This is a genomic window from Bacillus sp. 2CMS4F (genome assembly GCF_023161785.1).
GTDB lineage: Bacteria > Bacillota > Bacilli > Bacillales > Bacillaceae > Bacillus > Bacillus halotolerans.
The window spans coordinates 175,692-196,435 of the sequence record NZ_JALNTO010000006.1; the positions used below are offsets into that span (position 1 = coordinate 175,692).

Annotated in this window: 25 protein-coding genes; 18 read left to right on the forward strand and 7 right to left on the reverse strand. The window is 45.7% G+C overall.

All coding sequences use genetic code 11. The features are described from left to right. The first annotated feature begins 8 nt into the window (after positions 1-8). The 15 genes from fdhD to MTN95_RS11445 all read left to right on the forward strand — a co-directional run bounded on the left by fdhD (position 9) and on the right by MTN95_RS11445 (position 12,747). The gene (fdhD, locus tag MTN95_RS11375) at positions 9-815 is read left to right on the forward strand and encodes a formate dehydrogenase accessory sulfurtransferase FdhD (RefSeq protein ID WP_248338200.1); all 807 of its coding nucleotides are present in this window, start codon (positions 9-11) and stop codon (positions 813-815) included. After that, positions 812-1,837 carry a GTP 3',8-cyclase MoaA gene (gene moaA / locus MTN95_RS11380; RefSeq protein WP_059292355.1) on the forward strand — a complete coding sequence of 342 codons (1,026 nt, stop codon included), beginning with the start codon at positions 812-814 and terminating at the stop codon, positions 1,835-1,837. Before fdhD ends, moaA begins: the two co-directional genes overlap by 4 nt. A gap of 202 nt (positions 1,838-2,039) precedes the next feature. After that, a complete protein-coding gene (locus MTN95_RS11385) occupies positions 2,040-3,173 on the forward strand; it encodes a response regulator aspartate phosphatase (RefSeq protein ID WP_059353697.1) in 1,134 nt (377 codons plus the stop codon). A 199-nt stretch (positions 3,174-3,372) separates the two neighbouring features. Further along, positions 3,373-3,852, forward strand: a complete 480-nt coding sequence (locus tag MTN95_RS11390) for a hypothetical protein (protein ID WP_024123147.1) — start codon at positions 3,373-3,375, stop codon at positions 3,850-3,852. A gap of 73 nt (positions 3,853-3,925) precedes the next feature. Next, on the forward strand, positions 3,926-4,114 hold the full coding sequence (csbD, locus tag MTN95_RS11395; RefSeq protein ID WP_024123146.1) for a stress response protein CsbD: 189 nt from the start codon (positions 3,926-3,928) through the stop codon (positions 4,112-4,114). Between the two features lie 199 nt (positions 4,115-4,313). Further along, complete coding sequence (gene urtA / locus MTN95_RS11400; RefSeq protein WP_248338201.1) at positions 4,314-5,570, forward strand: urea ABC transporter substrate-binding protein; 1,257 nt, start codon at positions 4,314-4,316, stop codon at positions 5,568-5,570. Between the two features lie 32 nt (positions 5,571-5,602). After that, a complete protein-coding gene (urtB, locus tag MTN95_RS11405; RefSeq protein ID WP_105954097.1) occupies positions 5,603-6,505 on the forward strand; it encodes an urea ABC transporter permease subunit UrtB in 903 nt (300 codons plus the stop codon). 11 nt (positions 6,506-6,516) lie between these two features. Further along, positions 6,517-7,587: an urea ABC transporter permease subunit UrtC gene (gene urtC, locus MTN95_RS11410; RefSeq protein WP_248338202.1), complete on the forward strand. Its 1,071-nt coding sequence runs from the start codon at positions 6,517-6,519 to the stop codon at positions 7,585-7,587. Continuing rightward, complete coding sequence (gene urtD / locus MTN95_RS11415) at positions 7,562-8,311, forward strand: urea ABC transporter ATP-binding protein UrtD (protein WP_105954095.1); 750 nt, start codon at positions 7,562-7,564, stop codon at positions 8,309-8,311. Before urtC ends, urtD begins: the two co-directional genes overlap by 26 nt. Next, on the forward strand, positions 8,308-9,009 hold the full coding sequence (gene urtE / locus MTN95_RS11420; protein WP_202853141.1) for an urea ABC transporter ATP-binding subunit UrtE: 702 nt from the start codon (positions 8,308-8,310) through the stop codon (positions 9,007-9,009). Before urtD ends, urtE begins: the two co-directional genes overlap by 4 nt. Positions 9,010-9,110: 101 nt before the next feature. Then, entirely contained in the window at positions 9,111-9,428 is a 318-nt protein-coding gene (gene ureA / locus MTN95_RS11425) for an urease subunit gamma (protein WP_024123140.1), read from the forward strand. Continuing rightward, a complete protein-coding gene (gene ureB / locus MTN95_RS11430; RefSeq protein WP_024123139.1) occupies positions 9,425-9,799 on the forward strand; it encodes an urease subunit beta in 375 nt (124 codons plus the stop codon). The genes ureA and ureB overlap by 4 nt, the downstream gene beginning before the upstream one ends. After that, on the forward strand, positions 9,796-11,505 hold the full coding sequence (gene ureC, locus MTN95_RS11435; protein WP_069486802.1) for an urease subunit alpha: 1,710 nt from the start codon (positions 9,796-9,798) through the stop codon (positions 11,503-11,505). Before ureB ends, ureC begins: the two co-directional genes overlap by 4 nt. Positions 11,506-11,637: 132 nt before the next feature. After that, positions 11,638-12,039, forward strand: a complete 402-nt coding sequence (locus MTN95_RS11440; RefSeq protein WP_024123137.1) for an Rrf2 family transcriptional regulator — start codon at positions 11,638-11,640, stop codon at positions 12,037-12,039. A 66-nt stretch (positions 12,040-12,105) separates the two neighbouring features. Further along, entirely contained in the window at positions 12,106-12,747 is a 642-nt protein-coding gene (locus MTN95_RS11445) for an NAD(P)-dependent oxidoreductase (RefSeq protein WP_024123136.1), read from the forward strand. A 36-nt stretch (positions 12,748-12,783) separates the two neighbouring features. On the opposite strand, the gene MTN95_RS11450 is transcribed toward MTN95_RS11445, so the two are convergent. After that, positions 12,784-13,173, reverse strand: a complete 390-nt coding sequence (locus MTN95_RS11450; RefSeq protein ID WP_024123135.1) for a DUF5362 family protein — start codon at positions 13,171-13,173, stop codon at positions 12,784-12,786. A gap of 296 nt (positions 13,174-13,469) precedes the next feature. Further along, entirely contained in the window at positions 13,470-14,918 is a 1,449-nt protein-coding gene (gene cls / locus MTN95_RS11455; RefSeq protein WP_024123134.1) for a cardiolipin synthase, read from the reverse strand. Positions 14,919-15,161: 243 nt separating this feature from the next. On the opposite strand from cls, the gene MTN95_RS11460 reads away from it, so the two are divergent. After that, the gene (locus MTN95_RS11460; protein ID WP_024123133.1) at positions 15,162-15,599 is read left to right on the forward strand and encodes a DUF5392 family protein; all 438 of its coding nucleotides are present in this window, start codon (positions 15,162-15,164) and stop codon (positions 15,597-15,599) included. A gap of 27 nt (positions 15,600-15,626) precedes the next feature. Here MTN95_RS11460 and MTN95_RS11465 read toward each other — a convergent pair whose 3' ends face one another. Together MTN95_RS11465 and MTN95_RS11470 are read right to left on the reverse strand one after the other, a co-directional pair. Further along, the gene (locus MTN95_RS11465) at positions 15,627-16,145 is read right to left on the reverse strand and encodes a DUF5362 family protein (protein ID WP_105990822.1); all 519 of its coding nucleotides are present in this window, start codon (positions 16,143-16,145) and stop codon (positions 15,627-15,629) included. Then, the gene (locus tag MTN95_RS11470; protein ID WP_105954090.1) at positions 16,142-16,639 is read right to left on the reverse strand and encodes a GNAT family N-acetyltransferase; all 498 of its coding nucleotides are present in this window, start codon (positions 16,637-16,639) and stop codon (positions 16,142-16,144) included. Before MTN95_RS11470 ends, MTN95_RS11465 begins: the two co-directional genes overlap by 4 nt. A 136-nt stretch (positions 16,640-16,775) precedes the next feature. On the opposite strand from MTN95_RS11470, the gene spoIIQ reads away from it, so the two are divergent. Next, positions 16,776-17,648 carry a stage II sporulation protein SpoIIQ gene (gene spoIIQ / locus MTN95_RS11475; protein ID WP_024123130.1) on the forward strand — a complete coding sequence of 291 codons (873 nt, stop codon included), beginning with the start codon at positions 16,776-16,778 and terminating at the stop codon, positions 17,646-17,648. 110 nt (positions 17,649-17,758) lie between these two features. Then, positions 17,759-18,181, forward strand: a complete 423-nt coding sequence (locus MTN95_RS11480) for a VanZ family protein (protein WP_248338203.1) — start codon at positions 17,759-17,761, stop codon at positions 18,179-18,181. A 36-nt stretch (positions 18,182-18,217) separates the two neighbouring features. Here MTN95_RS11480 and bcrC read toward each other — a convergent pair whose 3' ends face one another. The 3 genes from bcrC to amtB form a co-directional block, all read right to left on the reverse strand. After that, a complete protein-coding gene (gene bcrC / locus MTN95_RS11485) occupies positions 18,218-18,799 on the reverse strand; it encodes an undecaprenyl-diphosphate phosphatase BcrC (RefSeq protein WP_105954088.1) in 582 nt (193 codons plus the stop codon). 181 nt (positions 18,800-18,980) lie between these two features. Continuing rightward, on the reverse strand, positions 18,981-19,331 hold the full coding sequence (locus MTN95_RS11490) for a P-II family nitrogen regulator (RefSeq protein ID WP_010332189.1): 351 nt from the start codon (positions 19,329-19,331) through the stop codon (positions 18,981-18,983). Between the two features lie 11 nt (positions 19,332-19,342). Then, complete coding sequence (gene amtB, locus MTN95_RS11495) at positions 19,343-20,557, reverse strand: ammonium transporter AmtB (RefSeq protein WP_059335124.1); 1,215 nt, start codon at positions 20,555-20,557, stop codon at positions 19,343-19,345. Between the last annotated feature and the right edge of the window lie 187 nt (positions 20,558-20,744).

Below are 20,744 nucleotides of genomic sequence, written 5' to 3' on the forward strand. Positions count from 1 at the left end.
AAGAGACATTGAACGATAAAGTAACTGCGGTCAGGGAGATATGGCGTTATGAACAAGGGGAAATGAGCAGGCAAACCGACCGGATGGTGACAGAATATCCGTTGACGGTGATGGTGAACGGCAGTGAGTTTGTCACGCTCGTTTGCACACCGGAGCATATCAAAGAGCTCGTCATCGGATTTCTCGCATCTGAGGGTGTTATTCGATTTCAAAAAGAGATTAAAAGGTTTACAATAGATGAAAGTCTCGGTTTTGTGTATGTCGATCTCGTTCATCCTGAGACATTGGATCAACAGGAATATACGAAACGGGTAATCGGCTCGTGCTGCGGAAAGGGCCGCCATTTTTATTTTCAGCAGGATGTCAAAACCGCCAAGACGGCTGTCAGCCAAATGAAGATTTCACCTGAATCTTGTCTGGCGCTCATGAAAGACATGCAAAAAGGGAGCGGGACATTTCAGGAGACGGGAGGCGTGCATAATGCGGCGCTTTGCGATACGGAGAAAGTGCTTTTGATGCGAACAGATATCGGCCGTCACAACGCGCTTGATAAATTATACGGACATTGTCTGCTGAATGGGATGTCCGTCCGCGATAAACTGATTGTCTTCAGCGGAAGAATCTCATCAGAAGTGCTGTTAAAAGCGGCAAAAATCGGCGTGTCGATTGTGATTTCAAAATCGGCCCCGACAGAGCTTGCGATTCAAATGGCAGAAGAATTAAATATTACAGCGATCGGTTTTGTGAGAGACGGATCTTTTAATGTGTATACACATCCCGAGAGAATTGAGGGACAGGAGGGGCTGCAGCAATGAATACAGAATCTCGCCAGATGTTAGATAAAAGGAACAGACCGCTCAGAGACCTTCGCATTTCTGTTACAGACCGCTGCAACTTCCGATGCACGTACTGTATGCCAGCCGAGTTATTCGGCCCGGATTATCCTTTTTTAAAGAAAGAGGAGCTGCTTTCATTTGAGGAATTGGAACGGCTTGCGACGCTGTTTGTCACCAGGTTCGGAGTGGAGAAAATCCGCTTGACCGGCGGAGAGCCGCTCATGAGAAAGGACATGCCCGAATTAATCAAAAAACTGGCCCGCATTCCGGGTCTCCGTGATATTGCGATGACGACAAACGGGTCGCTGCTGCCTGTTTATGCCGAGAAGCTCAAAGAAGCCGGCTTGAAACGGGTGACCATCAGCCTTGATTCATTAGAGGACGAACGCTTTAAAATGATCAACGGGCGAGGGGTTTCTGTCAGCAAGGTGCTTGAAGGCATTGAAGCGGCGAAACAAGCAGGGCTCGGCGTTAAAATCAACATGGTCGTCCAAAGGGGCGTCAATGAAAAAGATATCCTGCCTATGGCGCGCTATTTTAAAGAAAAAGGGCATATCTTGAGATTCATCGAATTTATGGACGTCGGCAACACCAACCAATGGGAAAAGAAAGACGTCATGACAAAGGCGGAAATCATTGATGTAATCAATGAACACATGCCTGTTGAGCCGATTGCGCCTAATTATAAAGGGGAAGTTGCTTCAAGGTTTCGCTACTTGGACGGATCTGGCGAAATCGGCGTGATTTCTTCTGTATCTGATGCGTTCTGCGGCTCGTGTAACAGGGCCCGCCTGTCTGCGCGCGGTGAGTTGTTTACTTGCCTGTTTGCTTCAAGCGGATATGACCTCAGAGCACCGGTTCGGCAGGGATTAAGTGACGGCGAGCTGACAGCGATGATCGGTACAGTGTGGAAGAATCGGATAGACCAATATTCAGTTGACCGGACTCTTTCAAAAACAGCGGGCAAAAAGAAAGTGGAAATGTCTTATATTGGCGGTTAATATGATAAAAGCTTATCGGCTAAGTCCGGTAAGCTTTTTTGTGTCAAAAACTGTAATGCACAAAAAAGTGCAGAAAATCCAATCAGAAACCGAAAAATATAAGGATAGGCAAAAAGAAGGAATCACTGGAAGAAATTTTAATTCCAAAGCCATACAATATGATAAAATATAACCACTAGTTCATAGAAAGGGTTGGAGAGGCATGGCCGCTTACGAGATCCCGTCATCTCAAGTAGGAGTAAAAATCAATCAGTGGTATAAGCACATTTTAGCATTTCAAGTGGCTGATGCCGTTCAGCTGAAGGAAGAGATTGATCATGATATAGAACATATGGAAGAGGATCAGCTGCTTCTGTTGTACTATCAGCTGATCAGCTACCGTCATCAAATTATGCTTGATTATGTAAAGCCCGACCTGCACGAGGAATCTCAGCTCCAATATCGTGAATTGATCGAGAGGCTGGAAAGCAGCAAGGACAGCATCTCGGGATTATCTGAGTATTATTTTCATTTGTTCAGAGGGATGTATGAATTTGAACAGAACAATTACATCTCAGCCATATCTTTCTATCGGAAAGCTGAGAAAATGCTTGCGTTTGTAGAGGATGATATTGAAAGAGCGGAATTTCATTTTAAAGTAGCGGAAGTATTTTATATTATGAAGCAGACCCACTTTTCCATGAATCATGCGATACAGGCGCTTGAGACCTACAAGGCTCATGATTTTTACAGGGTCAGAAGAATTCAATGCCATTTTGTCATATCAGGAAACTATATAGACTACAGAAATTATGAAAAAGCGCTCGAGCATCTCGATGACGCTTATCGTTTGGCTTTACTGGAAGGACAGCCCCGCTTGATCGGATCAGCCCTCTACAACATGGGGAACTGTTATGATGAAAAAGGAGAGCTGGACCAGGCGGCTGCATACTTTGAAAAAGCGCTTCCTGTCTTTGAAGAACACCAGCTGGAGCAGCTCCCGAAAGCGCTGTTCAGCTTAACGCGTGTACTCTTCAAAAAACAGGCAGAACAGGCGGCTATGCATTATTATGAAAAAGGGATTGCCATCGCCCGAAAACGAAACGACAGCTTCAGTCTGGAAAAATATAAATTTCTGCAGGCTCTATATGTGGAATCCGTTAATATGGATATGATTCAAGAGGTATTTGATTATATGGAAGCCAAGTCCCTGTATGTGTATATTGAGGAATTTGCTCTGGATGCGGCTGCATATTCCAGCCTTCATGAAAACTATAAAGATGCGGTGTTTTTCTATGAAAAAGCGGTCAGCATGAGAGCGCTGATTCTGAAGGAAGACTGTTTATATCAAGTGTAAGACGAAACCATCTGATGCCGGATGGTTTTTTTTATACAAAAAAAGGGGAGCATCGGGACGTTTATTTCCGTGGAGAACAGGAAAAATCGCTACATACTGTTTTTGAACACAAACGAATGGAAAGCCGCGATTTTGTGAAACAGAGAAATGGCGGAGTGCATATGTGTTGTTGTTTATGACAAGCGTGAGGGGGAATTCAATGTTTGGATTTGATGATATGGTGAAGTTTCTATGGTCTTTCCTCATCGTTCTGCCGCTTGTATCTATTATACATGTTGCCGGGCACAGCTTTATGGCTTTTGTTTTTGGCGGGAAGGGTTCATTGGATATCGGAATGGGCAAAAAACTGTTCAAGATCGGGCCGATACAGGTCAGAACCATTTATTTTATGGATTCGTTTTGCCGGTACGGTGAGCTGAAGATCGACAACCGATTCTCACACGCACTCGTTTATGCGGGAGGCTGCCTGTTTAACTTAATAACCATTTTCGCAGTGAATTTGCTCATTATACACAGTGTATTGGAGCCAAATGTGTTTTTCTATCAGTTTGTCTACTTTTCTACGTATTATGTGTTTTTTGCCCTGCTGCCGGTCCGTTACTCAGAAAATAAATCATCTGACGGGCTGGCGCTCTACAAGGTGCTCCGTTACGGAGAGCGTTATGAAATCGATAAATAATATTCAAATGTTTACCGCTGCTCAGATCGGGAAGGTAACAAGTACACACTTAAATGAAGGGAGAGAATGACACATGGGTAACGATAGTGTAAAAGATAAAATGAAAGGCGGCTTAAATAAAGCAAAGGGAGAAGTGAAGGATAAAGTCGGAGATATGACCGACAAAACGGACATGCAGGCTGAAGGCAAAAAAGATAAGGCAAAAGGCGAGGTCCAAAAGGGTATCGGTGAAGCGAAGGATAAATTCACAGATAAAGATTAATCAGATCGGCAAGGCAAGAAACATTGTTTCTTGCCTTTTTTTATGTGAATAAATATAACAAAAAAGACAATCGATTTGGTTAAAGTATCTAAATTTTTTAAATATTCTTTAAAGTGATGCGCCTGTTCTATATAATAAATGACATAAGTTGTTAACTTTTGTGACATCAGTTGACTCAATCAGACAAAGGAGGTTCTGAATGAAAAGCAAAGGGGTTAGAATACAGGCTGTCTTTCTGATGTTTCTTATCATGATTCTGATCACGGGATGTACGGCGCCGAAGAAAGTGTCGGAAGCCAGCGGAGATGCGAAAAAAACAGTTGAAATTGACACAAGCGGGGATTCAGTGAAGGTTGGGATTCTTCACTCATTAAGCGGGACAATGGCAATCAGCGAGGTATCCGTCCATGATGCAGAGCTGCTGGCTATTCATGAAATCAACCAAAAAGGCGGCGTTCTCGGCAAAAAGCTTGAACCCGTCGTGGAGGACGGGGCATCTGACTGGCCTACCTATGCCGAAAAAATGAGAAAGCTGCTTCAGCAGGACAAAGCGGCGGCTGTATTCGGAGGATGGACATCAGCGAGCCGCAAGGCGATGCTTCCGGTTGTGGAGCAAAATAACGGGCTGCTGTTCTATCCGGTGCAATACGAAGGCATGGAGTCATCGCCTCATATTTTTTATACCGGAGCAACGACAAATCAGCAAATCGTGCCGGCTGTCGATTGGCTGCTGAAGAATAAAGGCAAGACATTCTTTCTGATCGGCTCGGATTATGTGTTCCCGAGAACAGCCAATAAAATCATTAAAGCACAAGTAAAAGCTGCTGGGGGAGAAGTTGCTGGTGAAGAGTATACGCCGCTCGGCCACATTAATTACAGTACGCTGGTCAGCAAAATCAAAGAAAAGCAGCCGGATGTCATTTTTAATACGCTAAACGGTGACAGCAATGTGGCGTTTTTCAAACAGCTGAAAGATGCGGGCGTGACAGCTGATGATATTCCTGTCATGTCGGCGAGTGTCGCAGAGGAAGAAATTCGGGGGATCGGGACAGATGTGCTAAAAGGGCATTATGCGGTGTGGAATTACTTCCAAACAACAAATACAGCAGAAAATCAGACATTCGTGAAGAATTACAAAAAGCAGAACGGAGATAAGAGGGTGACCAGTGATCCGATTGAAGCCGGCTATAATGCAGTGTATCTCTGGGCGGCAGCCGTTGAAAAAGCCAAGTCCTTTGAGATCGATAAAGTGAAGAAAGCGGCTGACGGGATTGCATTCAAGGCCCCGGGCGGCACAGTGAAAATCGATGGGGATACACAGCATCTTTACAAAACAGTTAGAATCGGGCAAATCACGGGGGATGGACAGTTTAAAGAAGTATGGAACTCAGGTGATCCGGTAAAACCTGATCCGTATTTAAAAACGTACGACTGGGCAAAGGGGTTATCTAAATAAATGAAAGCCGTTTGCGGGAGAGGAGGCGGAACATGTCTGTCGTCGTGACTCAATTATTTAACGGGATCAGTCTCGGTTCTATTTTGATTCTCATTGCGATTGGATTGGCCGTTACATTCGGTTTGATGAACATTATGAATATGGCGCACGGTGAGCTGATGATGGCGGGAGCCTACACGACATATGTCATTCAGCAGCTGTTTTTAAGCTATTTGCCGGCTTCTCTCTTTTCCTATTACTTTTTTATTGCGGTCATCATGTCGTTTACAGTTGCGGCACTGCTTGGCATTGTCATTGAAAAAGTGATTGTCAGGCGATTATATGACCGTCCGCTCGACAGCCTTTTGGCAACATGGGGGGTAAGCTTGATCCTTCAGCAGACGGCCAGGTCCATTTTTGGCGCGCCCAATGTCGCTGTTCAGTCTCCTGAGTGGCTGTCGGGAGGAGTGACACTGTTTTCGGTCACCTTTCCATATAAAAGGCTGTTTATTTTGGCGCTTGTTCTTTTTACGCTTGCGCTGCTGGGATTCTATTTGTTTAAAACTCCGGCGGGGCGGAGGATGCAGGCTGTTACGCTGAACCGGAGTATGGCATCCTGTCTTGGTGTATCTGTGAGAAAAACAGATACATTGGCTTTTGCGCTTGGAAGCGGGCTGGCCGGTATTGCGGGGAGCTCACTCACATTGCTCGGGTCAATCGGGCCTACTCTCGGTTCGTCTTATCTGGTCGATGCTTTTATGATCGTCATTTTAGGCGGGATCGGAAAATTAAAAGGAACGATTATCGGGGCTGTGATGGTGGGATTACTCAGTACATTTGTAGAGTATTCGACAAGCGCCACCATAGCCAAGGTTGTGGTGTTTGCGTTTATTATTCTCTTTCTGCAATGGCGGCCTTCGGGTCTCGCAAGCGTCAGAACGAGATTACTTGATTAGGGGGGTGCCGGATGAAGCGGTTTTCGCAATTCAGTCCGTATGTTGTGATGTTTGCCCTTTTTATCGCCGCTCCGTTCTTTCTTCAGGAGTTTCGATTGGGGCTGTTGGCGAAGTTTTTATGCTTTGCGATTGTGGCGGTCGGCATTTGCCTGATTTGGGGATATACAGGCATTTTGAGCTTGGGGCACGGCGTCTTTTTCGGATTGGGCGCCTACTGCATGGCGATGTATTTAAAAATAGAAGCCTCACCGTCCGGCATTCCTGATTTTATGGAGTGGGCGGGTGTCAGCGAACTGCCGTGGATCTGGGCTTTGTTCAGGCACCCTTTCGCTGCAATTGCGGCGGCTGTCGCTGTGCCTGTGCTACTGGCGTTTCTGCTTGGCTATTTTACGTTTCGCAACAATATAAAGGGAGTTTATTTTTCATTGATATCACAGGCTGTCGTCGTTGTGGTGGTCACACTGTTCATCGGCAGCCAGGAAATCACCGGCGGCACCAATGGACTTACCAACTTCTATACGATTTTTCAATATTCTCTGGCTGATCCTGCCTTGAAGCAGATCCTGTATTTTGCCACAGTCTTTTTTCTCGGCCTTACTGTTGTGTTCGCTTTGTTTCTTACGAGAAGCCGCTTTGGCCGGCTTTTGCAGGCGGTTCGCGACGGAGAGAACAGGGTGCGTTTTTTCGGTTATCATTCCACCGTTTTTAAAGTGTTTATTTACTGTGTGTCCGCTGCGATGGCGGGAATTGCCGGGATGCTGTTTGTGCTTCAGGACGGGATGATCTCGCCGGAAATGATGGGCATCATCCCTTCAGTGGAAATGGTGCTGTGGGTGGCGATCGGCGGCAGGCACTCCATTTTCGGAGCTGTGCTGGGCGCGCTGTTAACGAACGGCATGAAAAGCTATTTAAGCGAATATTATCCTGACATTTGGCTGTATTTCCTCGGTGCGCTGTTTATGATCGTCGTGCTTTACTTGCCAAGAGGGATTGTCGGACTGTTTGAAAAGCTTGGAACCCAGCTTTCCTTCTCTAAAAAGAAAGGAGCGGCTGCATATGAAACCGATACTTATCTGCCGTGACGTGAAGGTTCAGTTTGACGGGTTTTGGGCGCTGCAGGGGGCAGATATCAGTGTACAGGAACGTGATATTCACTTTTTGATTGGGCCGAATGGCGCCGGGAAAACAACCATGCTGGATATCATTTGCGGGAAAACAAAGCCGCATTCGGGCGAGATTGTGTTTCAGGAAACGGCTGAACTGACAAAGGTTCCGGAATATCAGATCGCCAAAATGGGCGTCGCCAGAAAGTTTCAGGCTCCGAGTGTCTTTTCGCAGCTGACCGTGTTTGAAAATATCGAGCTTGCCATGAAGCAGAAAAAAACGATTCTCTCTCTGCTGATGGCGCGTATGACAAGAGAGCAGCGTGACAGGGTGACAGACATCCTGAAGCTGATCGGGTTAGAAGAGAAGCGGGATGCAGAAGCCGGCAGCCTGTCACACGGGCAGAAACAATGGCTCGAAATCGGCATGCAGCTCGCCATGGAGCCGAAGCTTTTGCTGCTGGATGAACCGATCGCCGGTATGACGGGAAAAGAGCGGGATAAAACCGGGGCTCTCCTTGAGGAGATTGCCAAAACGTGTTCCGTTTTAATTGTGGAGCACGATATGGAATTTGTCCGCTCGTTTTCTAAAAAAGTCACGGTGATGCATGAAGGGAGAGTGCTTTGTGAAGGATCGATGGATGAGATTACAAGCAATGAAGAGGTGGCAGCGGTGTATTTAGGAAGGAGCGGAGCGTCATGATAGCGGTCAGTAATGTGACATCCGGTTACGATCAATCCATGGTTTTGCATAACCTCAGCATGGAGGTCCGCCCCGGGCAGATCGTCGCTGTATTAGGCCGAAACGGAGTCGGCAAATCCACTTTGCTGAAAACGATCATCGGCCTGATCCCGGCCAAACAGGGGCAGATCCGTTTTCATCAAACGTTTGTTCAAAACGAAAAGACGGAAAAACGGGCAAGAGCTGGAATTGCGTACGTGCCCCAAGGGAGAGACATCTTCCCCGCTTTAACTGTTCGCGACAATCTTTTGCTCGGAGAAGAACCGCTTCCTAAGAAGGAGCGGAGAGGGCGGATCAAGGAAGAGATTTTTCAGTGGTTTCCTGTTTTGAAGGACATGCTCGACCGGAAAGGCGGCGATTTAAGCGGAGGACAGCAGCAGCAGCTTGCGATTGCCAGAGCGCTGATGGGAAATCCAAAAATTATTTTACTTGATGAACCAATGGAAGGAATTCAACCCTCTATCGTGGAATTGATTCAAAAAGTCATCTTAGAAATTTCCAGAAAAGAAGAGACTGCAATTGTTTTGGTGGAACACAGCTTAGAGAACGCCTTAACGTGCGCTGATTATCTTTACGTCATGGACAGGGGAACGGTCGTCGCTCACGGAAAGGCTGACGAAGAGACGGCTCGCTGTTTTGAAAGGCATCTCACCGTATGATCAGCATCCTGAGAAAGGGAGGTGATGGCCCGCCTGCATCGTTCCGGAGATTCATGTAACGCAATCCGCTTTATGAATGACGATAATAAGGAGGACCTAAGATGAAACTGACACCGGTTGAACAAGAGAAATTGCTCATTTTTGCAGCGGGAGAATTAGCCAAACAGCGAAAGGCGCGCGGCGTTCTGCTGAACTATCCCGAGGCTGCCGCTTATCTCACCTGTTTTATCATGGAAGGCGCGCGTGATGGAAAGGGAGTGGCGGAGCTGATGGAAGCCGGCCGCCATGTATTGACTGAAAAAGATGTCATGGAGGGCGTGCCTGAGATGCTGGACAGCATTCAGGTGGAAGCTACATTCCCTGACGGAGTGAAGCTTGTCACAGTACACCAGCCGATTTCTGCGGAGGTGAAGTCATGAAACCGGGAGCATTTCAGATTGCTGAGGGGACCATTACGATTAACGAAGGCCGCCAGACACGGGAGATAGCGGTGAAAAACACCGGATCACGTTCCATTCAGGTCGGTTCACATTTTCATTTTGCGGAAGCCAATGGTGCGCTATCGTTTGACCGCGAACAAGCCATCGGCATGCGTATCGACATTCCGTCAGGCACATCGGTCCGTTTTGAGCCAGGTGAGGAGAAAACGGTCACGCTTGTTGAATTCAGCGGACGAAAAACAGTAAGAGGACTGAACGGAATGGCCGATACGTATATCGATGAACGCGGGAAAGAAAAAACGTTAGCCAACTTAAAGAAAGCCGGCTGGATGGAGGGTGTGATTCGATGAAAATGTCACGGGAGCAATACGCGGAGCTGTTTGGTCCGACAACGGGCGATAAAATCAGATTGGGCGATACGGACTTATGGATCGAAGTCGAAAAGGACTTCACTGTTTATGGTGAAGAAATGATCTTTGGAGGCGGAAAAACGATCCGTGACGGCATGGGCCAAAACGGCAGCATCACAGGAAAAGACGGCGCTTTGGATTTGGTGATCACCAACGTCGTGTTATTGGATTACACAGGCATTGTTAAAGCGGATGTCGGTGTAAAGGACGGCCGGATCGTGGGTGTCGGAAAGAGCGGCAACCCCGATATCATGGATGGAGTCGATCCGCATATGGTCATCGGTGCGGGTACAGAGGTGATTTCCGGTGAAGGCAAAATTTTAACGGCTGGAGGAGTGGATACGCACATTCACTTTATTTGTCCTCAGCAGATGGAAGTTGCGCTTTCTTCAGGAGTGACGACTCTTCTTGGAGGCGGAACGGGACCTGCTACAGGAAGCAAAGCGACAACATGTACGTCAGGTGCATGGTATATGGCAAGGATGCTGGAAGCGGCCGAGGAATTCCCGATCAATGTCGGCTTCTTAGGAAAAGGGAATGCATCCGATAAAGCGCCGCTGATCGAACAGGTGGAAGCCGGCGCCATCGGCCTGAAGCTTCATGAAGACTGGGGCACGACGCCAAGCGCTATCAAAACGTGTATGGAAGTTGTGGATGAAGCCGATATTCAAGTCGCAATCCATACGGATACGATCAATGAAGCGGGCTTCCTGGAAAACACGCTTGACGCAATCGGAGACCGGGTGATTCATACATATCACATTGAAGGAGCAGGCGGGGGCCACGCTCCGGATATTATGAAGCTCGCCTCTTACGCGAACATTCTGCCGTCATCCACAACGCCGACAATCCCTTACACCGTCAATACGATGGATGAGCACCTTGACATGATGATGGTCTGTCACCATTTAGATGCGAAGGTGCCCGAGGACGTGGCGTTCAGCCATTCCAGAATCAGGGCTGCGACGATTGCGGCAGAGGACATTCTCCATGATATCGGCGCGATCAGCATGACATCATCGGATTCCCAAGCAATGGGGCGGGTTGGCGAAGTCATTATCCGCACTTGGCAGGTGGCTGACAAAATGAAAAAACAGCGCGGCGCTCTCATTGGAGAAAACGGAAACGATAACGTACGTGCGAAACGCTACATTGCCAAATATACGATTAATCCGGCAATTACTCACGGCCTCAGCCATGAAGTCGGTTCTGTAGAAAAAGGAAAGCTCGCTGACCTTGTCCTGTGGGATCCTGTATTTTTCGGCGTGAAACCGGAATTGGTCTTAAAGGGCGGCATGATAGCACGCGCGCAAATGGGGGATCCGAACGCGTCTATCCCGACTCCGGAACCGGTGTTCATGCGCCAAATGTATGCTTCCTATGGTAAAGCCAACCGCTCAACTTCCATCACATTTATGTCCCAGGCGGGCATTGAAAGCGGTGTGGCGGAAAGGTTAGGGCTGGAAAAAAGAATTTCTCCTGTGAAAAACATCCGCAAGCTGAGCAAGCTGGATATGAAATTAAACGCTGCTTTGCCGAAGATTGAAGTCGATCCGAAAACGTATCAGGTCTTTGCTGACGGAGAAGAATTGTCCTGCCAGCCTGTCGATTATGTTCCGCTGGGACAGCGATATTTCTTATTCTGACAAGACGCGGCCGGAGTGCATCCGGCCGTTTTTTGACTAAACGGATGCACAAGAAGCGCAAATTTAGTGTATATTATATGTTGACAAACGAATTAAATGTAACTATTATAGTTACAACGGTGGTGAAAAAACATGATTAACAGCCGTCTTGCTGTCGCCATTCATATTCTATCTCTCATTTCGATGGATGAAAAAGCGTCTTCGGAAATCATCGCTGACAGTGTCAACACCAACCCGGTTGTTGTAAGAAGGATGATCAGCCTGCTGAAAAAGGGCGATATTCTCACATCACGCGCCGGGGTGCCGGGCGCGAGCCTCAAAAAAGATCCGGCTGATATTTCTCTTTTAGAAGTATATCGGGCTGTTCAAAACCAAGAGGAACTATTTGCGGTTCATGAAAACCCGAACCCGAAGTGTCCGGTAGGCAAAAAAATTCAGTGCGCGCTGGATGAGACATTTGAAAGTGTGCAAAAAGCGATGGAAAATGAGCTGGCAAGCAAGTCATTAAAAGATGTAATGAATCATCTCTTTTGATCAAAAGGGATGACTTCTCACCACTAACATGTAACTAAAATTGTTACAAAAAGGAGGAAATCAAAAATGAAAATAGGGATTATCGGTGCAAGCGGAAAAGCGGGAAGTCTGATTTTGAAAGAAGCCAAGGAAAGAGGTCACGAGGTAACTGCCATTGTCCGAAATGCATCTAAAGTGCAGGATCAGGATACAGCGATTTTAGAGAAAGATGTTTTTGAACTGACGGCAGAAGATCTCAAGCCTTTCGATGCACTCGTTAACGCTTTTGGAGCTGCGCCTGGCCAGGAACATCTTCATGTTGAAGCAGGCAGAACATTAATCAGCCTGCTAAAGGATGCAAAACATACAAGATTGTTTGTCGTCGGCGGAGCGGGAAGCCTGTTTGTTGATGAAGCCAAAACAACACGTTTAATGGATACACCGGAATTCCCGAAAGAATATCTTCCGACTGCATCAAATCAAGGAGAGAACCTGAAAGACCTGCAAAAGGCAGACTCTATTTCCTGGACGTTCCTCAGCCCGGCGGCGTTTTTTGATCCGGCAGGAAAGCGGACGGGATCTTACCAAAAAGGAAAAGACAATGTGATCGTAAACGCAAAAGGCGACAGTTATATCAGCTATGCCGATTATGCGATTGCTGTTTTGGATGAGCTTGAACATCCGTCACACAAAAATGAACGCTTCACAGTAGTAAGCGAAGCGGAATAACAAGAAAAACCCGGAGGATCCTCCGGGTTTTTCTAATTAATAGGTGCTGTACGTATCATAATCGCTGAATATGCCGTCGGCAATTCCAAGCATGAGAAAGATGAAGAATGCGATGATCGCCAGAATCGATACAGCGATGCTCACGATTAAATAAATCCCTTGCATCTTTACAAATTTCGCATAGTTCTCCAGCATTAAATCCTCAGATTGCCCGCTATGCTTTTCAGCCATTAAGCCTGCTTCTTTTGCTGACCGCATCAAAAAGATGCCTGAAATGATTTGCAGTACGCCCGGCACTGCGCCGATAAGAAAAAAGAAAGCGCCTGAAAGCGCAGTAAAAGCGCCCATAATAATAAATAAGATGCCTGTTGCTTTTCCCCATTTTGAAATACTGATGAGGGTTTTGTTGACCGTTTCCGGATTCATTGACACGGGTCCCCTTTACAAAAAAATACTCACTTTTCTTTTATACACTATTTGTGAGAAGTTTTGTATAAAGAAATAAAAATAGTGAATGGAATTTGCCGCGGTGTGAATGGGGTTTGGCCTGACGATCCGGAGGTGCAAGCCGCTGTTGATAAATACCGTGATCATATTAGTGATTTTTTATTACGGTTGTACGCTATATGGGAAAGGTCACGCGCGTTTTTACGGGGTGCGTGATGATAGATTATGACCATGCTGAAAAACCCGGCCATAAAGGCCGGGGGGATTGGCACATCTTATAAAATCGGCGACAATAGCCGTGACACGGATTCCTTGATGCGGATCCATAATGACCGCTGCTGATATTCCTCGTAGGTGTATTTTCTGGATACGAGCAAATCTTCTTTAAATGTAGAAACCAGTTTTTTGGCAATGTTGATATCATAAATAAATGCATTAACCTCAAAATTCAGCCTGAAGCTTCGGACGTCAATATTCGCTGTACCGACCGACGCAATTTCGTCATCCACAACAATTGTTTTCGCATGGATAAAGCCATTATCGTAAATATAGACGGTGGCTCCGGCTTTTAAAAGATCCCCGATATATGAAAGCGTGGCCCAGTATACAAAAGCATGATCAGGCTTGTTCGGTATCATAATGTTGACATCAATGCCTGACAGGCACGCGATTCTCAATGCATCCAGCAGGCTTGCGTCCGGAATAAAATAAGGTGTTTGTATCAAAATGTTCCGCTTGGCGTTTGAGATCATTTTGATGTAGCCATTTTTAATTTGTTCCCATTCGGAATCGGGCCCGCTCGTAACAATCTGCATCCCGACGTTTCCCTTTGGGCTGCAATCGGGAAAGTGGTTCGGGATATAGGTGAGCGTATGATGATGTGAAGCTTGGTTCCAGTCAAGGATGAATCGTGTCTGAATGGCGTGAACGGCCGTTCCCTGCAATCGAATATGGGTATCGCGCCAATAGCCGAACTTCGGATTGAGCCCGAGATATTCATCCCCGACATTAAACCCTCCGACATAACCGGTTATGCCGTCTATGATAACAAGCTTTCGGTGGTTGCGGTAATTCAGCCGAAGGTTAATCGGCCTGAGCTTTGAAGGGAAAAAGACCTCCACATGCCCGCCGGCCTCACGCAGTTCTTTAAAAAACTTTTTGCGCAGCGTTCTGGACCCGAGCTCATCATACAAAACCCTGACCTGAACACCTTCTTTCGCTTTTTGAATGAGGGCGTCCCGCAATTTTTTTCCTAATTCATCACCTTTGTAAATATAATATTGTAGATGGATATGATCCTTTGCCTTTGATATGTCATGTAAAAGCCGCTGAAACTTATCACGTCCGTCTGTTATGACATCAACTGAATTATCCTCTGTAAAGACAGCGTGATTATTCATGATGAGCATATATATTAAATCCTTATTATCAAAGGTTGCCCGGTTGTTGAACTGAAATTGCCTGTTTTCTAATTCTTCAAGCTGATGCTGCAGCAGCTTTTCGATTCCGATTTTCTTTCGATCCTCCCATTGAAACAAATGCTTGCGTCTGAGATTATGACCGAATAATAGGTATAAAATAAAGCCTAAAACGGGAATAAAGAAAAGAACAAGCAGCCAAGCCCATGATGCACTGGCATCGCGCCGTTCTTTGAATATGACAATGATGGCCAAAAGAATATTCAAAATGAAAAAAAGTGACAAAAGGATGGAAGAAATACTCACTTTGTAACCCCGCTAATTCATATTTATCAAGAAGATTGCCATTAGTATTCCATGAATAACAGCAATCTGATTCCCATTACAAATTATAACACTGACTTTTTAAAAGAATAAAGTGTGTTGATCCAGATTCTTCGCGAAAAACACGGGCAGATTTCTTTAAAACCAGCTTGCACCTGCGTTAAAATAAACTCATATGATAACGTTCGTGAAGCCTTGCAAAATCAAATAAAGGGGGAGAATTACATGAACTTTTACAGAATTGAACAAATGCCGGGGTTCATTAAAACAGAAATGCAAAAAATTCAAAAGGCTGTACAGCCTTTAATGAAGAAAACTGTCATCTACCGTTTTCTTGCTGTTCCGCTTGCTGCATTCTCTCTCTTTAATTTGGCTGCTTTCCTTTTTCATGCTTCAGCAGACAGAGAGTCTCTGATCAGCGCCGGACTTTTTGCGCTTCTTGCTGCACTTGGATTAGCATTTTTTAAAGAAGCGGGCTATCAGCATAAACAAATTCAAAAGACCGTTCATATTTATATGCTGAACAGAATCAAAAAGAGCGAAATTCTTTCAGAAGAGCGCAAAAACACGTATACACGCCAGATCAAGGAAGAACCGTTTGCGATGCGGAGCTTTGTTGAGTTTTTGACTGAAGAAGACAGACGCAAGAAAATGCTGTATTAAAAAAGAGCTGACATGGGTCAGCTCTTTTTATTCAAATACGGGCTCATCTTCATAATAATAGGAATCCGGGTCTTCATACGTATCCATATCCTCAAAAGCGGCGATGCCGACAAATACGAGGAAGAAAATGAGCAAAATGATTCCGATAAGGCCTGCGGCGATACTTGATGCAGCGTAGAATAATTGCATTTTAATAAATTTTCCGTAGTTCTCCAGCATGCTTTCACCCGCACTGCCGGTCAGATTTCCGCTCGCCTCTTTTGCTGATTTTGCTGACCGCATCAGAAATACGCCTGAAATAATGAGCAGAACGCCTGGAATAGCGCCTATGACTGTCATTAAAGCCGACAGGGCAGCCAGCGCGCCCATGACAATCAAAAGAATTCCTGTTATTTTGCCCCACTTTGCAATGTCTGAAAGCGATTTGACAGCAGCAGCGCTCAGCTCCCGTTTTTCGCCCTCTGTGCTGTTGTTCTCCTGCTCGATCACGCTGTTTTCCTCGTGGTGATTTTCAATATGGTTTTCATCTTTATCAAGACTAATCATGATAGCTCTCTCCCTAATATTTTTAAGTCATATCGCTTGCCGTCCATTTCGGCAATGCCGGGGAATAACCCCCATTCCTTGAAACCGTGCTTTTCAAACAGCTTCAGGCTAGGCTTATTATGTCCGAAAATGAAGGCCATAAGCGAGCGGATGCCGAGCTCCGGCGCGATGCGGAGCGCTTCCTGAAGCAAATGCGTTCCGGCGCCTTTGCCGCGGCATGATTCATGAATGTATATGCTGATCTCGGCTGTTTTATTATAAGCAGGCCTGCCGTAAAATCTTTCAAAGCTGATCCAGGCAGCCACGTCACCGCTTTCATCCTCAGCAACATATAGCGGCCGTTCGTCTGTATGTCCCAAAAACCATGCCATCCGGTCTTCCGGAGTTACCGGTTCAGTATCGGCTGTTACCTTTCGTGAGGCAATCGTGGAGTTATAAATCGCTACAACCGCTTCTATATCCTTTTTTTCAGCAAGACGTAATGTTAAGTTCATACGTATTTGGTTCTCCTCTCAAAAAAAAATTACATACTTTCTTATCAGCCTGCACAAACTATATCTAAAAAAGTTTTTTATATCGGTGTATATATTTTCAGAAAAGTGTTCAGAATGTTGCTGAGGTGATGAAACAATGAGAGAGGAAGAAAAGAAAACTTCTCAAGTCAAAAAACTTCAGCAGTTTTTTCGTAAACGCTGGGTGTTCCCTGCAATTTACTTAGTCAGTGCGGCCGTCATTTTAACAGCTGTCCTTTGGTATCAATCTGTATCAAATGATGAGGTAAAGGATCAGTTAGCTGATAACGGCGGAAGCTCCGCGTATGACAACAACGACGATGCAGTTGAAGTAGGAAAGTCTATGGAAAATGTCGCAATGCCGGTTGTTGATTCTGAAAATGTTTCTGTTGTGAAAAAGTTCTATGAAACTGATGCCGCAAAAGAAGAAAAAGAAGCAGCACTCGTTACCTATAATAACACGTACAGCCTAAGCAAAGGAATTGACTTAGCTGAGAAAGACGGAAAAGATTTCGATGTTTCTGCTTCTCTAAGCGGTACGGTTGTGAAAGCTGAAAAAGATCCAGTGCTGGGATATGTTGTGGAAATCGAACATGCTGATGGGTTATCTACTGTGTATCAATCACTTTCTGAAGTAGGTGTTGAGCAAGGCGATAAGGTGAAGCAAAACCAGGTCATCGGAAAGTCTGGCAAGAACCTTTACAGCGAAGAAAGCGGCAACCACGTACACTTTGAAATCCGTAAAGACGGAGTTGCTATGAACCCGCTGAACTTTATGGACAAGCCGGTTTCTTCTATTGAAAAAGCGGCAGCTGCAGAAGAAAAAGCTGCAACTGAGGAAACAGAAGAATCCATTCAGCAATCATCAGAAAAAAAGGATGGTTCGACTGAAAAAGGAACTGACGAAAAATCCGAGGACAAAACGGATGATTCAACTGACAAATCAGGTTCCAAAGAAAGCAGCACAACAGAAGGCACTGAACAGTCCTAATGAAGAAAACGTCTATCGGTGTGATAGGCGTTTTTTTTTGTTACTTTTTGTTTATTGTGCCGTCTATGTATTTACATGCACAAGATGCCGCTGGAAAGGAGGCTGTTTTTATGCATCGTCTATTACTCGCAGGCTGGATCTTCTTCATTTTACTCTCTGTCTGTACAGAAAGCTTCAGTGATATGGTGGTGTCGCAGAAAGTGGCATTTCACTTTCATCCGCATCCTGATCTAAACCGTTTTTTAGACATGGATTTTACTCAGCTGACTACGCCCGAAGCTGTTATTCAAAAAATCGGGCACGCGTTTTCTTTTTTTGTGCTGACATATTTGCTCTGGAAGAAATGGAGCTGTATAAAATGGGTCTCGGCCGGAGCATTCGTGTTTGCCGTTTTTACGGAAATCATTCAGCTTTTCTTCAGCAGAAACGGCTGTATCCGGGATGTGCTCATTGACAGTGTTGGGATTGCCCTGTTTCTTGGATTATTTGTTATCGCAAAGCGGAAAAAACATGAGGTGTATGAAAAATATTAAAGCCGGCGCTCTGCATTCAGAGGCCGGCTTTTTTGCTTAGAAATTTTGATCGGTTGGTTTTTTCGTAATCTTGTTGATAATCGCTTCATAGATTCGAACGATGAAATCAACGAACGGGCGAAGAAGATCTGAAAATCTAAAGAACAGGAACCCGATAATGATCGCGACAACAAGGCTGCCCAACACATCTACCGGATAGTGATGTCCCACCCAAATTCGTGAAAAACCGGTCAAAAGCCCGAAGATGACGAGCGGCCAGCCGATTTTACGGTTTCTGAAAAGCATTGCGATCGAAATGGCTAGCGCTCCCGTTGTGTGATCACTCGGAAAAGAAGCATCCGCATCGTGCGGGATCAGCGTATGAACCGTGTGAGCGACGAAAGGGCGCGGTTCAACATAAACTTGTGTAATCAAGTAATTGATCACAAGACCCGCAATTCCCGTAATTCCTGCGTAAAGCACGTTCTTTCTGCTTTGTGTGTTCCCGAACAGCCACATCACCAATAAGATAAGCGCATAGGCAACGATCGCGTATTCCGTTATGAAAACCATAATGGAATCGAGAACAGAATTGTGATGAGATAATCCATGGATAGCTTTAAATATTTCGTAATTCAAATAATCACCTTTTACATTTTTATATTAAGTAGACTCATCTTACTCAGGAAAAGTTTCAAATAAAAGATAGATTGTCTCAAATCATGGCGCTTGAAGAGGATTCGAATGGTGATCACGGTTTCTGGGGGTTTTTTCTCCGCGCGAAAAAAGAGATCCGGAGTGTCCGAATCTCTTAACGATATTACAGCGCTTCAGGCCCTTCTTCGCCGGTGCGGATATTAATTGTATTGCCGATTTCATAGACAAAGATTTTACCGTCACCCGGTGATCCCGTTTTCAGAACCCTCTTAGCGGTCTCAGTTACTTGATCAACAGGAACCTTGCTGACCACAATTTCGATTTTTAACCGTTCATATACATTGCTTTCGATTTTTACCCCTCGATAAAGCTCCGTATGTGCTTTTTGAAGCCCGCAGCCGTGAACATTGGAGAAGGTCAGAGAGGTGACTCCGATTTTTCCGAGTTCCTGCTTCAGCTTTTCAAAATTTGCCGGACGCGTTACAATTTCTACCTTGAACATTTGACCGCTCATAACGTCACTCCTCACATAGAATCTTGATATGCTTTTTCCCCGTGCATTGTTAAGTCAAGCCCAAGGGATTCTTCTTCTTCGGTTGCGCGAAGGGGAAGGAAGAGGCCTACTATTTTAATAATAACGAAAGTGACAATAAATACAAAAACATAAGTGGCAGCGATCGCTACGATTTGTTTCCATATTAAACTTGCATCCCCGTAGAATAAACCGTCTGCACCAGCGGAGTTGACTGAAGTTGTTGCGAACAATCCCGTCGCGATGCCGCCCCATGTGCCGCCGATGCCGTGCAGGCCAAAGGCGTCAAGCGCGTCATCATACCCGAATTTCTGTTTAAGCGAGAAGACCCCCCAGAAACAAACCGCTCCGCCGATGATGCCAATGATAATAGAAGAAAACGGTGTGACAAACCCGGCCGCCGGCGTGATGGCCACAAGCCCTGCGATTGCTCCTGATACCGCGCCGAGCATCGTCGGTTTTTTGTTGATGATCCATTCAACCAATATCCAGCCGGCAATCCCCGCTGCAGCTGCCGTGTTTGTATTAATAAAGGCGTACATGGCCACATCGTTTAATGTCAGGGCGCTGCCGACGTTAAAACCGAACCAGCCGAACCAAATCAGGGCGCCTCCCAAGAAGGTGTAAATGAGGTTATGCGGAGAAGACGCTGTGCCGTCTTTCCGTTTGCCGAGCACGATAGCCAGAACAAGGCCAGCCACCCCGGAGGAAATATGAACAACGTTTCCGCCCGCGAAATCAAGTGCGCCAAGCTGGCCGATCCAGCCGCCGCCCCATACCCAGTGAGCAACCGGTGTGTAAACCAATGAAGCCCATAAAACCGAGAATAAAAGAAAAGCGCCGAATCGCATCCGTTCTGCGAAAGCCCCGGAAATGATGGCGGTTGTCAGAACCGCGAACGTCATTTGAAACATCATAAATAATGAATGGGGAATCGTGTCGCTGTAATCACCCGGATCAAATCCGACCCCTTTCAGACCGGCCCACTCCAGTCCGCCAATGATTGAATTGCCTGGTGCGAAGGCAAGTGTATATCCGAACAGCACCCAAACGATGGAAACGATGGCAATGGAAGAGAAACTGTGCATTGCTGTACTCAGCACATTTTTGCTTTTTACCATTCCTCCATAAAATAACGCTAACCCCGGGGTCATCAGCCACACGAGTAAAGCGCAAAAGAACATAAATACTGTATCGCCCATTTGCATGTCTCATTCCTCCGTATCTTTCAGAATAAAAGCAATTATTATATTTCTTCATTATAGAGAAAAAAGAATGATAAAACATTTTCATGTGAGATTTCCTGACATGTTTTTTTAGTGTGTGTTATCGATGCGGGCGAAGAAAGAAAAAACGCTATTTGCCATACAAGACTTTATGTCTATAAAATAATTC

Coding starts and splice junctions, on each gene's coding strand:
- moaA (WP_059292355.1), top strand. CDS start 812: ATGAATACAGAATCTCGCCAGATGTTAGATAAAAGGAACAGACCGCTC.
- MTN95_RS11385 (WP_059353697.1), top strand. CDS start 2,040: ATGGCCGCTTACGAGATCCCGTCATCTCAAGTAGGAGTAAAAATCAAT.
- MTN95_RS11390 (WP_024123147.1), top strand. CDS start 3,373: ATGTTTGGATTTGATGATATGGTGAAGTTTCTATGGTCTTTCCTCATC.
- csbD (WP_024123146.1), top strand. CDS start 3,926: ATGGGTAACGATAGTGTAAAAGATAAAATGAAAGGCGGCTTAAATAAA.
- urtA (WP_248338201.1), top strand. CDS start 4,314: ATGAAAAGCAAAGGGGTTAGAATACAGGCTGTCTTTCTGATGTTTCTT.
- urtB (WP_105954097.1), top strand. CDS start 5,603: ATGTCTGTCGTCGTGACTCAATTATTTAACGGGATCAGTCTCGGTTCT.
- urtC (WP_248338202.1), top strand. CDS start 6,517: ATGAAGCGGTTTTCGCAATTCAGTCCGTATGTTGTGATGTTTGCCCTT.
- urtD (WP_105954095.1), top strand. CDS start 7,562: ATGAAACCGATACTTATCTGCCGTGACGTGAAGGTTCAGTTTGACGGG.
- urtE (WP_202853141.1), top strand. CDS start 8,308: ATGATAGCGGTCAGTAATGTGACATCCGGTTACGATCAATCCATGGTT.
- ureA (WP_024123140.1), top strand. CDS start 9,111: ATGAAACTGACACCGGTTGAACAAGAGAAATTGCTCATTTTTGCAGCG.
- ureB (WP_024123139.1), top strand. CDS start 9,425: ATGAAACCGGGAGCATTTCAGATTGCTGAGGGGACCATTACGATTAAC.
- ureC (WP_069486802.1), top strand. CDS start 9,796: ATGAAAATGTCACGGGAGCAATACGCGGAGCTGTTTGGTCCGACAACG.
- MTN95_RS11440 (WP_024123137.1), top strand. CDS start 11,638: ATGATTAACAGCCGTCTTGCTGTCGCCATTCATATTCTATCTCTCATT.
- MTN95_RS11445 (WP_024123136.1), top strand. CDS start 12,106: ATGAAAATAGGGATTATCGGTGCAAGCGGAAAAGCGGGAAGTCTGATT.
- MTN95_RS11450 (WP_024123135.1), bottom strand. CDS start 13,173: ATGAATCCGGAAACGGTCAACAAAACCCTCATCAGTATTTCAAAATGG.
- MTN95_RS11460 (WP_024123133.1), top strand. CDS start 15,162: ATGAACTTTTACAGAATTGAACAAATGCCGGGGTTCATTAAAACAGAA.
- MTN95_RS11465 (WP_105990822.1), bottom strand. CDS start 16,145: ATGATTAGTCTTGATAAAGATGAAAACCATATTGAAAATCACCACGAG.
- MTN95_RS11470 (WP_105954090.1), bottom strand. CDS start 16,639: ATGAACTTAACATTACGTCTTGCTGAAAAAAAGGATATAGAAGCGGTT.
- spoIIQ (WP_024123130.1), top strand. CDS start 16,776: ATGAGAGAGGAAGAAAAGAAAACTTCTCAAGTCAAAAAACTTCAGCAG.
- MTN95_RS11480 (WP_248338203.1), top strand. CDS start 17,759: ATGCATCGTCTATTACTCGCAGGCTGGATCTTCTTCATTTTACTCTCT.
- MTN95_RS11490 (WP_010332189.1), bottom strand. CDS start 19,331: ATGAGCGGTCAAATGTTCAAGGTAGAAATTGTAACGCGTCCGGCAAAT.
- amtB (WP_059335124.1), bottom strand. CDS start 20,557: ATGCAAATGGGCGATACAGTATTTATGTTCTTTTGCGCTTTACTCGTG.